13 protein-coding genes are annotated in these 15,091 nt (G+C 40.5%); 5 read left to right on the top strand and 8 right to left on the bottom strand.

Features of this window, described 5'->3' with window-relative positions; translation table 11 throughout:
* The first annotated feature begins 147 nt into the window (after positions 1-147).
* Positions 148-828: an NUDIX hydrolase gene (locus tag BLR53_RS04385; RefSeq protein WP_037443666.1), complete on the top strand. Its 681-nt coding sequence runs from the start codon at positions 148-150 to the stop codon at positions 826-828.
* Between the two features lie 63 nt (positions 829-891).
* Here BLR53_RS04385 and BLR53_RS19910 read toward each other — a convergent pair whose 3' ends face one another.
* The 8 genes from BLR53_RS19910 to BLR53_RS04420 all read right to left on the bottom strand — a co-directional run bounded on the left by BLR53_RS19910 (position 892) and on the right by BLR53_RS04420 (position 10,331).
* A complete protein-coding gene (locus tag BLR53_RS19910; RefSeq protein WP_176763518.1) occupies positions 892-1,056 on the bottom strand; it encodes a hypothetical protein in 165 nt (54 codons plus the stop codon).
* Between the two features lie 26 nt (positions 1,057-1,082).
* Positions 1,083-2,375 carry a TolC family protein gene (locus BLR53_RS04390; RefSeq protein WP_212611582.1) on the bottom strand — a complete coding sequence of 431 codons (1,293 nt, stop codon included), beginning with the start codon at positions 2,373-2,375 and terminating at the stop codon, positions 1,083-1,085.
* Between the two features lie 16 nt (positions 2,376-2,391).
* Positions 2,392-5,529: an efflux RND transporter permease subunit gene (locus BLR53_RS04395; RefSeq protein WP_074587585.1), complete on the bottom strand. Its 3,138-nt coding sequence runs from the start codon at positions 5,527-5,529 to the stop codon at positions 2,392-2,394.
* A gap of 56 nt (positions 5,530-5,585) precedes the next feature.
* Positions 5,586-6,665 carry an efflux RND transporter periplasmic adaptor subunit gene (locus BLR53_RS04400; protein WP_074587589.1) on the bottom strand — a complete coding sequence of 360 codons (1,080 nt, stop codon included), beginning with the start codon at positions 6,663-6,665 and terminating at the stop codon, positions 5,586-5,588.
* 62 nt (positions 6,666-6,727) lie between these two features.
* Positions 6,728-7,315 carry a TetR/AcrR family transcriptional regulator gene (locus BLR53_RS04405; protein WP_074587593.1) on the bottom strand — a complete coding sequence of 196 codons (588 nt, stop codon included), beginning with the start codon at positions 7,313-7,315 and terminating at the stop codon, positions 6,728-6,730.
* A gap of 171 nt (positions 7,316-7,486) precedes the next feature.
* Positions 7,487-8,545 carry a fatty acid desaturase gene (locus BLR53_RS04410; protein ID WP_074587597.1) on the bottom strand — a complete coding sequence of 353 codons (1,059 nt, stop codon included), beginning with the start codon at positions 8,543-8,545 and terminating at the stop codon, positions 7,487-7,489.
* A gap of 169 nt (positions 8,546-8,714) precedes the next feature.
* Positions 8,715-9,086, bottom strand: a complete 372-nt coding sequence (locus BLR53_RS04415; protein ID WP_074587600.1) for a hypothetical protein — start codon at positions 9,084-9,086, stop codon at positions 8,715-8,717.
* 3 nt (positions 9,087-9,089) lie between these two features.
* Positions 9,090-10,331, bottom strand: a complete 1,242-nt coding sequence (locus BLR53_RS04420) for a carboxypeptidase-like regulatory domain-containing protein (protein WP_083332000.1) — start codon at positions 10,329-10,331, stop codon at positions 9,090-9,092.
* A 146-nt stretch (positions 10,332-10,477) separates the two neighbouring features.
* Between BLR53_RS04420 and BLR53_RS04425 the strand changes: the two genes are divergently transcribed.
* The 4 genes from BLR53_RS04425 (at position 10,478) to BLR53_RS04440 (ending at position 15,079) form a co-directional block, all read left to right on the top strand.
* On the top strand, positions 10,478-11,650 hold the full coding sequence (locus BLR53_RS04425; protein ID WP_074587608.1) for an aminotransferase class V-fold PLP-dependent enzyme: 1,173 nt from the start codon (positions 10,478-10,480) through the stop codon (positions 11,648-11,650).
* Between the two features lie 44 nt (positions 11,651-11,694).
* Positions 11,695-12,375 (top strand): response regulator transcription factor, encoded by a 681-nt coding sequence (locus BLR53_RS04430; RefSeq protein WP_074587611.1) that lies wholly within the window; start codon positions 11,695-11,697, stop codon positions 12,373-12,375.
* A gap of 12 nt (positions 12,376-12,387) precedes the next feature.
* Entirely contained in the window at positions 12,388-13,782 is a 1,395-nt protein-coding gene (locus tag BLR53_RS04435) for an ATP-binding protein (RefSeq protein WP_074587614.1), read from the top strand.
* A gap of 190 nt (positions 13,783-13,972) precedes the next feature.
* Complete coding sequence (locus tag BLR53_RS04440) at positions 13,973-15,079, top strand: efflux RND transporter periplasmic adaptor subunit (protein ID WP_037443641.1); 1,107 nt, start codon at positions 13,973-13,975, stop codon at positions 15,077-15,079.
* Positions 15,080-15,091 lie beyond the last annotated feature (12 nt).

Here is a 15,091-nt window from a genome sequence, read left to right on the forward strand (position 1 = left end):
CTATGGGTTATTAAATGGTTAGAAATCGGGGTCAAAATGGTTCCCTTTTGAAGGCAGGAAAATTAGCAATAATTTATTAATTGTAATAGTGACAATTAATAAATTATTATTTTGTCGATATTTGTATTCCCTACCATTTGTGACTATATGAAAGAATACGTTAACCAGCCCCATTATTTAGTAGCAGTAGATTGTATTGTTTTTGGATTTGACGACGGGCAGCTTAAGATCTTATTGGTAAAAAGAGGTCTGGAACCCGAAATCAACAAGTGGAGTCTGATGGGTGGGTTCGTCGGTGCTGAAGAGACGCCCGATGAAGCAGCGAACCGTGTACTGAAGAAATTAACAGGTTTGGAAGGCGTTTATCTGGAGCTCTTAAATATTTATGGAGAACCGGACAGGGACCCGATCGAAAGAACTTTGTCGGTCGGCTACTTTGCACTGATAGATATTCATAAGTACGAAACACAGCTGATCGATAATTACCATGCAGAATGGTTTCCGATAAACGAAATACCTAAGCTTATATTTGATCATAACAGGATGGTTGCTGAAGCGAGAAAGAAATTGAAATTCAAAGCATCTCTTCATCCTATACTTTTTGAGATGCTGCCGAAGAAATTTACGATTCCTCAGCTACAGACGCTGTTTGAGCAGGTGAATGATACAAAAATGGATACCGGTAATTTTAGCAGAAAGGTAACTTCCACAGGACTATTGATCAGGCTTGAAGAAAAAGATAAATCCAATTCTAAAAAAGGAGCTTATTATTTTAAACTGAATAAAAAATCTTACGCCGAATCATTTAATGATTTACTCTCTTTATAATTCGATTTCATCAGAAAAACAACCATTTAAACGGTAAATAAAGTTGTTTAAACGGTTGTTTTTTTAGTCTTTCCCGATTTCGACCTTCTTTTCAATCATGGAGTCTATCCAACCATTTTTTGAGCTGATAAAAATAGCCAGATAGAATAATAATATTCCAACAATTATAATAATCAGTTTATTACGGAATCGTTTATTAGCAAAAAGGCCGGCTGGTTTTTCTTCCATTTCTAAAGGTATAATTAATCACAAATTTAATGCAGAAGTTTGCCGGTAATGGAGCGGTAGCTGGCCATTTTATTGAAAAAATCTCCATATGCGGTGATCTGCTCACTCTCGGCCTGTTGTAACTGTGCCTGTGCATCCAGTAAGTCGGAAATACTGCTTAGGCCGCTGGAGTAATTATCTCTGGTGACAACAAGGTTCTCTGCAGCCTGGACGTAGTTTTCTTTAGCAAAACGAATTTGTTTTTGCGCATCTTCCAGATCATACCAAGACTTCAGTATGCCCACTTTCAACTGATCTTCTCCATCTTTGAACCTGTTGCCGGCAATTTTTTCTGAGATCGTTCTTTGTCTCAGTTTTTGTTTACCCGTACCCCACCAGTCAGATATCGGGACGTTTACTACACCAAAAGCTATCGGCATAAAGGTACTCCCCAAAGAATTACTGATACTTCCCACACGGCCGGCACTGAAGCCCAGAGAAACACTTGGAAGATAGTTAGCCCGGGTCATTTTTGTTTGCAGCTGCTCACTTTCCAATGATTTTTGCAATAACTGGTAGTCGTTATTTGCACTGAGGTCCAGATCAGGGGCCTGCGCGTCAATTGATGGTATCCTGGCTGTGTCCAGGCCGTCTCGCATGACTAATAAAGAATCAAATGGAATACCTATAAAGAAGCAGAAATCAAGGATAGCGACTTTTCGGCCATTATTCAGTTTGCTTTTCTCCAGCAGTAATTTACTGCGTTGCACTTTCACCTTTAACAGATCATTTCTGGCGATTAAACCCGATGCCAGTAAGTCTTCCTGCTGTTTCAGTATTCCATTCAGATAAGTTTCATTGGCAGTCAGCGTCTTATGCTGCTCCTGTAATTTATTCAAGGTCCAGTATTTGTTCTCTGTCTGTAACAGCACAGAATCCCGCGACTGTTTCGCCCGGATTTTATTAACCTCAATCTGCATTGCAGCCAGCTCATTAGCTGTACGTATTTTTCCTCCTGCATATAGAACCTCGGTAGCAGTGACGCCGGCAAAATAGGCATTATTTACGCCTTCAGTTAATAATGGAGGCATAGCACTTATAAAATCCTTAAAGTTATACAAACCAATTCCGGTAGCGCTTACAGAAGGGAGGTAATTTGCAGCAGCTCCTTTTTTACCAGCTTCTGCGGACTGGATTCCGAGTTCACTGTTTTGGATAACCCGGCTATATTCCAATGCGGCTTTTTTACTTTCGTCCAGGCTGATGCTATGGTTTTGCTGTGCCATTGCATGTGCAGATAATAAGAAAAAGAACCCAATATATATGAAACGTATTTCCATGATATTTATTTAATTTTTACAATTCTACTCCGTCAATTCTTTGCTGTGCTGTTGTAGGTTCGCTTCCTTCTGGATATTCGTCTTCCTTTTTGAACATGAGCCAATAAAGAACGGGAAGTACAAATAGCGTAAGCAGCATAGAAACCATTAGTCCAAAGCAAATTACAGTTCCAAGCGGGCCCCATAAAGAAGACCGGCTTACAATCATAGGGATAACGCCGACTGCTGCTGCGGAAGAAGTTAGGAAAATAGGACGCATTCTCCTTTCTGCAGCAGTAATTGCTGCCTGACGTACTGATATTTTTTCCTGGTGCCTGAGTTCGTCAGCAAAGTCTATCAGGATAATACCATTTCTCACCACGATGCCGCATAAAGCAAGCAGGCCGATGAAAGAAGTAAAACCAAAAGGATACTGCAGCAGATGCAATCCTAATGCAGCACCGAAAATACTGAGTGGCATGGTGATGATACTCAATAAAGCATGTTTGATACTTTTAAAATGCCAGATCAGAATTAAGGTAAGCAGGATTATACTCAGGAGTAATGATAATCCCATCGGACCCATATTTTCGTCGGTCATTTGTTTATCTCCGCCATACTCAATATACAGGCCCTCAGGAAGAGGTAACTTATCTACCGAAGGACTAATTTTTGCCAGTACATTTGCAGCAACAGCATCCTTATCAATATCGACCTTGACAGTGAGGGTACGTACTCCATTCCTTCTAACCAGCTGTCCTTCATTCCATTCAGGGGTAATGTCTGCCACTTGTCTGAGCGGAATAGCGGCGCCGGTTACACGTGAAATTACCGATAGATCTCTTAGATCTGCATAGGAAAGTTTATGGCTGTTTTGTTCTTTAATTTTAACGTTAAGACCATATTTACCTTCCCAGACCTGGGTCGCCTGCAGACCTTCCATATTCATAGCAATAGTATTGGCAATATCTGATTTGCTCAGACCCAGGCGCGCCGCTTCATCTTGTTTAATCTCTACATGAATTCCCTCCAATGGCTGCTGATAATCGGTCCTTGTCCAGATAACTTCATCTGTTTTGCGGGCAATTCCGGCAACCTCATTGCCAACTTCTTTCAGCTGCGCGATATTATTTCCTGAAATCCTGACTTCGATAGGAGCTTGGGAGTCGGTCATGACCAGTTGTTTCATCCGTACATAGGCAGAAGGGAACAAATCACTGTATTTCTGCTGGTACTCTTTAAGTATTTCCTCGGTAGTCTTTTCTGTAGTCGTATTAATCAGAATCTGCGCGTAATTTTTTTCTGGCAGATTAGGTGCATACAAACTATGGAATCTCGGAGAACCAGAACCAATAAAGCTGGTATAGTTGACTACCCTTTTGTCCTTTGCCATGATTTTCTCCATGGCTCTTACTACACTGTCGGTCTGTTCTAAACGATACCCTTGTGGCAGGTAAATTTCCATTGCGAACTGATTACGTTCCACCTTAGGGAAAAGTTGCTGCGGAAGCAGGGCCATCAGGAAGATACCGGCGCCAACAGCCAGCACGCCAAAAAGAACAGTAAGTTTCCAGTTGGTAATTGCATTTCCGATGTGATTATTAAAGAATTTCTGTAAACGGTCCAGCATGGAAGGACCCTTAGATTCACTTTTGTTTTCCAGTTCATGTAAACCCTTCTTGATGAAGATGGTATTGAAGTAAGGAACCAACAACATAGATATCAATAATGAAATTGTCAGCGCAATGATAATGGTAATCGGAAAATCACCGACGAAATCTGCGGCAATACCATTCATAAAGAAGATCAGCGGAGCAAAGGTTGCCGATATCGCCAGTGTGGCTGTAAAAACAGAAGGGAAGAGCTCTTTAGCACTATTCCGGGCAGCATCCCAGACGCTGAGCCCATGATCCAGTTTTTCGACGTGATTATCAATTACGACAATGGGATCGTCCACTACAATTCCAAGCACGATAACCAGTGCTGCGAGGGTTACTGTATTTAGTTCTATACCAGCAAGGTACATAATAGCCAATGTAGATGCGATGGTAATGGGGATAGTTGCAGCTGCAACCGAAGCTATCCGGAAAGGTAATAACAGGATAGTGATTACAATTACGCCGATCAGAGCGAATCCAAATTCCTTCATAAAATGACTGATGGATTCGTTGACCACATCAGGCTGATTGGCCAGTTTAGTAACTTTAATATCTGAAGGCAGGGCGCTGATTATTTTATCGAGACGTTCATCGACATCATGTCCAAAATGTACTATGTTTTTGCCACTGGCCATTTCCAGCGAAATAATAATACTTTTAGTACCATTGGTAGTTACGTAAGAATCCGGGTCGTCATATTCTTTTTTAATAGTTGCCACATCACGCAGTCTCACTACGTTTCCCTGATTATCATTTTTGATAATCTGTCTTGCCAGGTCGCTTTCGGAATTAAAGAAAGTCGAGAGATGAATCGGGCGGTCTGTAATCTGCCCGTCCAGGGTGCCGGCCGGGCTGATAGCGCCTGTGTTCTGTAATACCTGCATGATACTTCCTGAAGACAATCCGTAATGTGCCAGCTTGTTGTTGTCTACATAAACGCCTATTTGTTCAGACAGGTTTCCGCTATGGTTTATTTTGGCCACGTTTTCAATCCTTCTCAGGTCGTCTTCAATTTCTTCTACATGCTTCTGAAGATCCTTGTAGGGTCTGGTCGCAGATTCCACGGAGAGCAGGATAGCAGAAGTACTGCCGAAATCACTATTCACCAGAATACCCTTTACTTCCTTTGGCAAGGAGGTTGCCTGGAGAATCAGTACACCGTTTTTGAGTTTATTCCAAAATGATTTAGTATCACTGTCTTTAACCCGGGAGCTAATTTCCACGAAAATGTACATCATTCCATCTTTTGAGTAGGAATAAGTTTTAGTTTTATCTACCTCATTAAAGCCGAAGAGATATTCTTCGACTTTTGTCGTGAGTTGTTCTTCTACCTGTTTAGAGGATGCCCCTGGATAAACGCCTATCACCAGTCCCTGACGAACTGTAAATTCAGGAAACTCATTTCTCGGCATATTGAAAAGAGCGTAGAAACCAAAAACTACCAATACAAAGGCAATAGATAGAGGCACAGCTTTGTGATCCATTGCCCATTCTATTAAATTCTTCTTTTGCTTCATTCTGTTCTGTTAAATTTTGAGCATAAAGCCCGGCGGTAAGCTGGGTTCATCTATTATTATTTCACAATTTCAATAAGCATGCTGTCCAGCAATTTATGATAGCCGCTGACAATAAGCTTTTCCTGAGGCTTCAGGCCGCTTTTGATACCAATTCCATTATCGTACAAAGGTCCGGTTTCTACTATTTTTCTAAGGGCTCTTTTTCCATCAGCAGACGTCACAAAAACAAAGTGTTGCCCGTGCTCGTCAACTTGTAAAGATTGCAGCGGGACAGTGGTCAAAATTCTGGCAGAGCTATCTGCTCCTTTTCCAGGTTCCGATTTTTTATTAAAGGCGATATTGGCGACCATTCCAGGCTTCAACCGGTTCTGGGAGTTTTTTAAAGCAACTTTGGCCGAATAGGCGGGTGAACCCTGTGCAGAACTGATACCGATTTCATCTATTGTGCCGGCGTAACTTTCTGACCCGAGTGAAGGTACAGTTATGTTAACCCTGTCACCTTTTTTGATGCGATCAATTTCTACATCGGGCACAGGTACGTTTACTTTAACTGTAGAAATATCCAGCAGCTGAACTACCGGTGCACCTGGACCTGTAGTATTACCAGCCTCCATTAATTTTGCGCCAATGTATCCGCTTTCCGGAGCATAAATGCTGGTGTAAGAAAGACTTTCTCTGGCGGCCCTTACAGCCGCCTGGGCCTGCTCATACTGCGAGCGTGCTTCCAGCATTTTGATTTCAGCAATACTGCCTTTCTGGAATACCTGATTTATCCTTTCATAATTTTCTTTTGCTAATGTGGCTTGTGCCTGCTGGCCCTGATATTGATTTCTGTAAATCGTTTCGTCAATCTGAGCAATAAGCTGACCTTTACGGACATACTGGCCAACCTCTACCGGTATTTTTGTGATGGTGCCCGATACCTGAAAACTCAGGTTAATAGTTTTATTAGCTGTGACTGAGCCACTGTAGCCAATAGCTTTTGTGCTGTCCGATCCCTCACCCAGGTTAATAACTTTTACTTTCACCGGGATCTCATTTAGCGGTTTTTCTTTTTTGTCGCCTTGACAAGCATAAAAAAAGACTGCAAGCAGGAGCAGTAAACTGACTTTGTGTTTTCGTTGGCTTGTTTTCATGCACATTGAAATTTAATTGTTGACAAAATTGACCTTTATGTCGATGATTAGATAAAAAAATATTATTGCAGACCTTTCACTAAAATATTAATCAGCCAGAAAGAACGGCTTGTTGCATCTTCTATCTTTTCGAAAAGAATAAGTTCTTTCTCCAGACTTCCTATAGCAGTAACTATAGCCAAGGCCAAATAGTCGATGTCGTTGTCATCCATTTTCTTAATTTCCCCATTGCTTACACCAGATCTCAACAAATGTTTAAATACGTTAATTTCAAGGGAAGCCATCTGGCTTTGAAGTTTATATAACAAGATATGATTTCCCTTTAAATCCCGGAGAATGGAAGTGTATTTTTTAGTTAATAATTTTAAGCCGTCAATTTTCGTTTCACTATATTTCTTGAGGTTTTCTTCAAAACTAAGCTGCGCAGAAATTTTTGACTTGGCTTGATGATGAATGATTAAAAATTCGTCAATCGCCATAGCCTCGAAGATTTCTTGTTTATTCTTGAAATAGTGATATAGAGAACTCCTTCCTTTCAATGCGGCTTTGGCGATATCATCCATAGTTACTTTATTGTAACCATCCTTTTTGAAAATGCTTTTAGACGCTTCAACAATATCTCTTCTGATATCTTCTTTTTCGTTTTCCACTCGACAAATGTATGGTTTTTGTCGAAAAACAGAAAATTAGATTTAATCTGCGTTGAATTTATACGCCAGGTCATTGCCATTGACGGCAAACTGTGAAAAGAAAATGTGTAGATATTATATACCTGTTTCCCGTTATAGTATGGAAATACTATAGCGGGAAACAGATTAATATTATTTGGAAATCAACTCAGGTTTTAAAGATACCTTAGATTGCTGATAGGGCGTATAGTATTGCAGATAAAACTGCTTCTTGAAATCTTTGTAAGAACTGACTGCCCCGATTTTATGAAGGAATTTAATATAATACCAGGCCAGGTCTATCTGATGTGGTTTAAAACCACTTCTTGCACTTTTAGGGAACAGATGATGATTGTTGTGCCATTCGCCAGCTACAATACCTGGCCATAACTGATTGATAGAATTGTCATTTTCGGAAAAATCAGTACCTGCTTTTTGCTTGCTTTCACCTTTAGCATGACCTTCGTAATTAAAAGTTCTTACGCCGACAGCCCAAAAACCCGCTGCGCCGAATAGACTGCAGGCGAGTGCATGACCACCAATCAGAAAGAATACACCATACCAAAATGCCCAGTTTAGTAACCAGGACGTTGTGGCAGCTACAGGATTTACATAAGATCCCCAACGCAGGTACTGCTGGTAAGTATTTGCTGTTACACCCGTGTGTTTCATTAGGGCTAGAACTCGTTTAAAATCTGATTCATTCAGATCTTTAGCAATGGGCTGGTGATTTACATCGGCAAGAAAGCAGTAAAGGAAACCTCCGTAAGCATTATAAGGGTCACCCGGTTGATCAGATTTTGCATGATGGACGTGGTGTGAGATCACATATATTTCTTCAGGAATTACATTAATAGTCAAATTCTGCGTAATAAAACGCCAAACCGGATTTCTGAATGTATAAGCCCCGTGTGTACAATAACGATGGTGCCAGATTGTACCATGTGTTCCCATTACTATCATGCTGTATACAAAAGCAGCTAATAAGGTCCACCAGCTCAAAAAGTAAATAACGAAAATAAAAAAGAATGGTATCAGGCACAAAACTTTCAACCAGCTGAAAAACGGCAACCAGTTTTTACGGTCTTTAAAAATATTCAGTCTGGAAAAGAATTCTTTAAAAATTGCGCCTGGCCCTGGTTTAATCAGATTTCCACTCTCATCCTGCCAGCCGTAGGCAGGTCTTTGTAATACATAATCAAGAAAAGGCATGTGTTTTTAGTGTTAAATGTTTGAACGGGAAATTGATTTTAATAAGAATACTGTTTCCGGTTCTGCTTCTGAAAACTAACAAATATATAGATTTAATTGACATGCTTTATTTTTATTAATTCTAAATTGATTCAGTTTTAAGATGAACAGTTTGCCGGGTATGATGGTGCTAATTGTCTATGTCCCAGATAATGGGGCCTTGTATTTTTAAGGTGTTTTTCATTTTGTTCAGGGATACTGTCCAGGATAATTCAGCTTGTATGTACTCAGACATCGCATCGCAGGGGAAATAAAACTCAATGCGATAACTGGTCGTAAAAGTGCCGGTTAAGCGGTCTGTCTGGAAAGTGGTCCGCGGGTGTATAACGTCTATTTCATAAACTCTTGGTGAGCCCGCGTGATTCTTATGATATTCCAATATCATGTCATTCAGGAAGGTTGTTATTTGTTGTTGTTCAAGAAAGACATTAAAGTCGAATTTTTCTCCGGTTAGACTGTCGGATGCTTCAGTTTTTAAAGCTATGGTTATCTCGGGGTTCATCTGTTATTTATCTTTTCCTGGTGCTTGTTTGTCGATCAGACCCTTAAAGTTATGGTCTGGTTTAATATAATCAAAATCCTTCCAGTACTGGTCTGCATAGCGCTCTACTCCGTGCTGGAAAGAATAATTTTCTGGCATTATATTTTTTTTAGCGAAGTTGGATTTAACGGCTGATTCCGGCCGGACGAATAATTCTGCACTCACCAGAAGTTCACCTGCTATTTTCTGTTTTTTAGCTTCGACCTGATGCGTAGTAGCGATCTTATAGAAATAAGGATACCATTTATCTCCGTTCATAGTGTACCTGAGAGAAAGCAATTCATTAGTTTTCTGAAAATGGTAACCAAGGAGCATAAGCAGTGGTCTTTGCACGAATGAAATGTCAGATTTTGCAAAACGCCTGCCTTTATCACTGTAGGAGATTTCAATCGAAGCAACAGCGAAGCTTTTTTTGATAACAATAACAGACCCCTGATACAATGCCTCTTTGACCCCTGTTTTCTGATCAAATTTGATAATATATGCTTCTTCGCCGTCCACTGCAGTATATCCCGCAATTGTATAATTATACCTCGATATATATCGCTCTCCGAAAATAGATCCGGGGTTTTTAAGCAGGTCATTTGCCAGCACGATATACGGTACACCTTTAACCGCCGCATGAAATGGGTTTTCAACAATTCGGTCACCAACTTTTTTAAGGTTTCGCTCTTTATTGATGATAATTCGATTTTTTTCTTTCACGCGCTGGTAACCGGGATTCAGGATCTGCAGGCTCGCTTCCGCAAATGAAAGATAGTTATCATCTATTCTGGCAATTTCCCGGTAGAATCCGGTGGATTCAAAGGCTGTAACCGGATAGTTTTGTGTGATATTACGCATAGCTTTACGGATTATCGCTTCGCCATTAAGTGCAGAGATTTTCACTTCCTGCAACTGACTAACCACACTTTTCATTTTAATCGTAATTGGGTTAGTGAGTTGTTGTATAGGTGTATATAGTGTTTGATAACCAATATAGGAGATTATTAACTGACCTGTCGTCCCGGCCGGAATCCTTAAACTGAAATCTCCATCAGCGTTTGTCATAGACGCAATGCTGCTACCGATTTTCAGATTCACATAAGGCATACTTTTATTTTCTTCATCTACAATTTTCCCTGAAAGCAGATCTGAATTCTGAGCACTGGTGTTTAGAAAAAACAAAGAGAACGAGATGATCATCGGATATTTAGAAACTCGCATTATTGTTTTTTTACTAATATAGTTATCAGGCTAAGAGCAGCATTTTTTTTAACGTTATTTAACCTATTTACCGGATCAAAACAATCATTACGAATTGTATTTATAAATTCGGGAAAATTAGATCCTAAACCTTTAACTTATAAACAATGGATAACGTTCAGATCAGAAAAGACACAGCAGGATGCGAAGATATCATTCATTTAAATAATGCGGGAGCAGCGTTGATGCCGGTATCTGTCGCCAATGCAATTCGTGGATATATCACTATTGAAGAACATATGGGCGGTTACGAAGCTGCAAATGCCAACAGGGAAAAAATAGATGATTTTTATGAGTATGCTGCACGACTGCTACATTGCAACAGCCGCAATATTGCTTTTACTAATAGTGCCACTGATAGCTATAACCGTGCTTTGTCTGCGATACCGTTTCAGAAAGGGGATGTGGTATTATTGACCGAAAATGACTATCCATCTAATTTCCTTGCATTTATTTCTTTGAAGAAACGGTTTGACATTGAACTTATCCAAGTCAAAAATAGCCCTGGAGGGGAAATTGATCTGGAAGACCTGGAAGCCAAACTAAAACAATATCAGCCCAGACTGCTTTCGGTAAGCCATATTCCTACAAGTTCCGGGCTGATACAGCCGCTGGCCGAGATAGCAGAACTAGTCAAAAACCAGGAGACGATCTTTTTATTGGATGCTTGTCAGTCAATGGGGCAAATTGAATTAGATGCGGTAAAAAGTCATGCACATTTTGTGAGCGGAACCTTCAGGAAGTTTTTAAGGGGCCCAAGGGGGGCGGGCATATTATATGTGTCAGATAAAGCCCTTGAGTCTGGTTTGGAACCCTTATTTATCGATATGCGTGGAGCCGAATGGATCGATGATTACGCTTATGTTGCACGTCCGGATGCCAAAAGATTTGAAGACTGGGAAACGGCTTATGCCTTGATGATGGGCGCAACCGAAGCTATCCGGTATGCGCTTGAAGTAGGTATTGCAAATATTGAAGCAAGAAATCAGGAACTGATCAGTTACCTGAAAAAAGAACTGATTAAGTTGCCTGGTATTCAGCTGCAGGACCGCGGGTCCAGACAGTGCAGTATAGTTACCTTTAGCATTGAAAATACTAATGAAGTAGAGCTGAAAAAATATTTATACGGAAATGGAATCAATATCTCTACTACACCACGGGCCGCAGCAATAATAGATTTCCGGGAAAAAGGGATTGACTGGGTTGCCCGCGTATCCCCGCATTATTATAATACAGAGGCAGAAATCGACAGACTTATCAGTGTCCTGAAGGGAATTTAGTCAGAAATTATTATTCATATTTGCAGGCAATAACGAATCGCAGCATGAAATTATTACTGGTAGAAGATGATCTTCGCGTATCCGAACTGGTCAAAAGAGGGCTGGAAGAACAAGGTTTTCAGGTAGAAGTAGCTTTTGACGGTTTAATGGGTAAGAAGATGATGCTGGCAAACCCTTACGACCTGATTATTACAGATCTGGTTTTGCCACATATTAACGGGATAACACTTTGTCAGGAGATCAGGAAAGTATGGCCTGAAATTCCAATTATCATGCTCACCGCTTTAGGTACAACTGATGACAAAGTTGACGGGTTTAACGCAGGTGCAAATGATTACCTCGTCAAGCCCTTTGACTTCAGAGAACTTCATGTACGAATCAAAGCACTTTTACAAAGGTTTGGAAATTCACCTAAAGAAGATTTGTCAAACCTCAGTTATGCAGACCTGGAGATGGATCTGAAGACTAAAACCGTAACCAGGCAGAATAAGGAGATCGGACTCACCCCTAAAGAATTCAGGTTACTGGAATATATGATTCGTAACAGGGAACGTGTCATTACGCGCGTGGAGATTTCGGAAAATGTCTGGGATACAAACTTTGATACGGGGACTAATTTTATTGATGTTTACATTAATTACCTGCGTAAGAAAATTGACAAAGATTTTGAGCCAAAGCTAATTCATACGAAATTGGGTATGGGATTCATTTTTAAAGAGCATTAAAAACCTTAAGTTATGAAGATCCGCTCCAGGCTTACAATGGTTTTTACACTTCTTTTTGCGGTAATCTTTATTGGCTTCGCATTTTTTACCTATTATTCTTCCGCTGCTAACCGGGAAGATGAATATTATAAACGACTGCGTCAGCTGGCCGTTACCAAAACCAACTTGTTGTTGGATGCGAAGGTCGCACCTGGTGTGCTGCAGCTGATCTATAAAAATACGCCCAATAATCTATTTCAGGAAGAGGTTGCTATTTATGATACATCTTTTAATTTGTTATATCATGATGCCGTAGATATCGATAAGATCAAAGAAACCAGGGCGATGATTAACACTATAGTCACAAATGGTGAAATTGAGTTCAAACAGGGGCAACTGCAGGCCGTCGGATTTCTTTATATGTATAAAGGAGATCAGTACGTAATCACTGCGGCAGCCAAAGATGAGTATGGGCTGGCCAAAATGGCTAATTTAAGATTTATTCTTATCCTGGCTACTCTGGGGAGTATTACGTTAACCGTTTTTGCAGGATATTTTTTCGCTAAACAGGCACTTAAACCGGTGGCCGATATGATTGATGATGTGGAAGAACTTAGTGCCAGTAATCTCGATCTCCGGTTAACCATACCTAATAATGGTAAAGATGAGATCGCTGAACTAGCTATTACTTTTAATCAGATGCTGGATCGGTTGGAACACTCATTTTCCTCACAAAAAGAGTTTGTCTCCCATCTTTCTCATGAACTCAGGACGCCATTGGCGACAGTAATTGCCGAACTTGAAATTGCGCTGAATAAAGAAAGAACTGCAGATCAGTACCGCGAATCCATTGTACAAGCTTTAAATGATGCACGCAGACTTACACGACTTTCGACCAGCTTGCTGGATCTGGCTAATGCTAATTATGACCCCACTCAAATTAGTTTTAAAGAGTTAAGGCTCGACGAACTGCTACTGGATGCCCGGCAGGAACTTACGGGCAAACAACCCGGTTATAAAGTCAGTTTGATTTTTGATCACGATGCAGAAGATGATGATCTTATTACCGTTTTAGGAAATGAATACTTGTTAAAGACAGCTTTTATAAATCTGATTGAAAATGGGTGTAAATTTTCTGCGAACCAGGAATCGGTCATATCTATATCCTATGACCTGCATAAAAGTGTGCTGCGCTTTTCTGATACCGGAATTGGCATTCCTGAAGCAGACTTGCCTAATATTTTCCAGCCTTTTTTCCGGGGTTCAAATGAGACCTTCGCAGACGGCAATGGAATTGGACTTGCACTGACCCAGAAGATTATTACTATTCATAATGGAGAAATATCCGTTTTCTCCATAACCGGCGAAGGAACAACCTTCCTTATTGAGCTGCCACACCTGCCAGTGTTAGGAAATCTCCACTTTTAAGCCAATTATAACGGGTTTCTAATTACATTCTAATAGCTTTCTAACGGCCCCTCTAAGGGGCCGTTGCTACTTTTGTGCCACAATAAAAAAGATATATGGATAAGCCTCCGTGTTATACCTGGTCTAAAATTCACTCTCCTTTTTGGGCATAACAATTAGTTATTCCTGAGAAGGAACAACTAATTACAATATGAAATTAATTTTAATAAGCAGTGTATTCATACTGCTCATGGCCTCTTGTGCCCAAAAAAGAGCTGAAGAGAAATTAGAAAATTATACTTTACTAGGTGATACGATTAATATTCCCGAAGCTTCCGGAATCAGAAAAGTACTACAAACAGATACTGTTGCAAGGGATAATTTTCAGTCCAGCCTGCAAGCAGCAGCGACTATTAAAGCTATTCCAAATTTATATGCTGCTGTCGCGCCGCCCTTTTCCGGAAGAATAACCCGGGTGTTTCTAAAACTGGGTATGCAGGTAAAGGCTGGCACCCCATTATTCGAAATAGCTTCCCCGGATTTTATTGATCAACAGAAAAATTTCTATGCGGCAAGGTCTGCTTCTATCGCAGCAGAACTTAATCTCAAAAGGCAGACGGATTTAAAGAATAACGGGGTTGGATCTTCTAAAGACCTGGAAGAAGCACGAAGTTTATTCGAAATCAATCAGAAGGAATATCAGAATCAAAGTGCTGCTTTAAAGATCTATCAGGTAGATCCGGAAAAAATGGTGCTGGGACAGTCACTGGTCATCTATTCGCCCATTACAGGAGATGTCATTTCAAATGAGGTAATCAGCGGTCATTTCCTGAAAAGTGATGAACCTCCACGTGCTGTTATTGCAGACCTCAGCCGGGTATGGGTATCGGCTTCAGTTAAAGAAAAAGATATCAGTCAGGTGCATACAGGCGATGAAATATTAATATCGGTAGCATCCTATCCGGGAAGGAAAATATCAGGCAAAGTTTATCATATCGATGAGCTGGTCGACGACCAGACTCAAAGCATTAACGTGTTAATGAGCTGTGAAAATACAGACCGGGCTTTAAAACCCGGCATGTATGCTACGGCAACTTTTAAAGAAAGTCCCCGTCCGGTTACTGTCATTCCGCTGAAAGCTGTCTTGCAGGACGGGCAAAGACAGTTTGTGTTTGTACAGATCACTCCTTTTAAGTTCATCAGAAGAACTATAGAAACTGGGTCTGAGGTTAAGGGGAAGATCGTAGTACGTACTGGTCTTGAGCCCGGAGAAACGATTATCACGGCAGGTGGATTTTACCTTCAGGAAGCGAAATAGAAACTTAAAAAT

Origin of the sequence: Pedobacter antarcticus (assembly GCF_900103515.1) — a bacterium.
Lineage (GTDB): Bacteria > Bacteroidota > Bacteroidia > Sphingobacteriales > Sphingobacteriaceae > Pedobacter > Pedobacter antarcticus.

Excerpts from the sequence above, each read along its gene's own strand:
- BLR53_RS04385 (WP_037443666.1), top strand. The coding sequence starts at position 148 with ATGAAAGAATACGTTAACCAGCCCCATTATTTAGTAGCAGTAGATTGT.
- BLR53_RS19910 (WP_176763518.1), bottom strand. The coding sequence starts at position 1,056 with ATGGAAGAAAAACCAGCCGGCCTTTTTGCTAATAAACGATTCCGTAAT.
- BLR53_RS04390 (WP_212611582.1), bottom strand. The coding sequence starts at position 2,375 with ATGGAAATACGTTTCATATATATTGGGTTCTTTTTCTTATTATCTGCA.
- BLR53_RS04395 (WP_074587585.1), bottom strand. The coding sequence starts at position 5,529 with ATGAAGCAAAAGAAGAATTTAATAGAATGGGCAATGGATCACAAAGCT.
- BLR53_RS04400 (WP_074587589.1), bottom strand. The coding sequence starts at position 6,665 with ATGAAAACAAGCCAACGAAAACACAAAGTCAGTTTACTGCTCCTGCTT.
- BLR53_RS04410 (WP_074587597.1), bottom strand. The coding sequence starts at position 8,545 with ATGCCTTTTCTTGATTATGTATTACAAAGACCTGCCTACGGCTGGCAG.
- BLR53_RS04415 (WP_074587600.1), bottom strand. The coding sequence starts at position 9,086 with ATGAACCCCGAGATAACCATAGCTTTAAAAACTGAAGCATCCGACAGT.
- BLR53_RS04420 (WP_083332000.1), bottom strand. The coding sequence starts at position 10,331 with ATGCGAGTTTCTAAATATCCGATGATCATCTCGTTCTCTTTGTTTTTT.
- BLR53_RS04425 (WP_074587608.1), top strand. The coding sequence starts at position 10,478 with ATGGATAACGTTCAGATCAGAAAAGACACAGCAGGATGCGAAGATATC.
- BLR53_RS04430 (WP_074587611.1), top strand. The coding sequence starts at position 11,695 with ATGAAATTATTACTGGTAGAAGATGATCTTCGCGTATCCGAACTGGTC.
- BLR53_RS04435 (WP_074587614.1), top strand. The coding sequence starts at position 12,388 with ATGAAGATCCGCTCCAGGCTTACAATGGTTTTTACACTTCTTTTTGCG.
- BLR53_RS04440 (WP_037443641.1), top strand. The coding sequence starts at position 13,973 with ATGAAATTAATTTTAATAAGCAGTGTATTCATACTGCTCATGGCCTCT.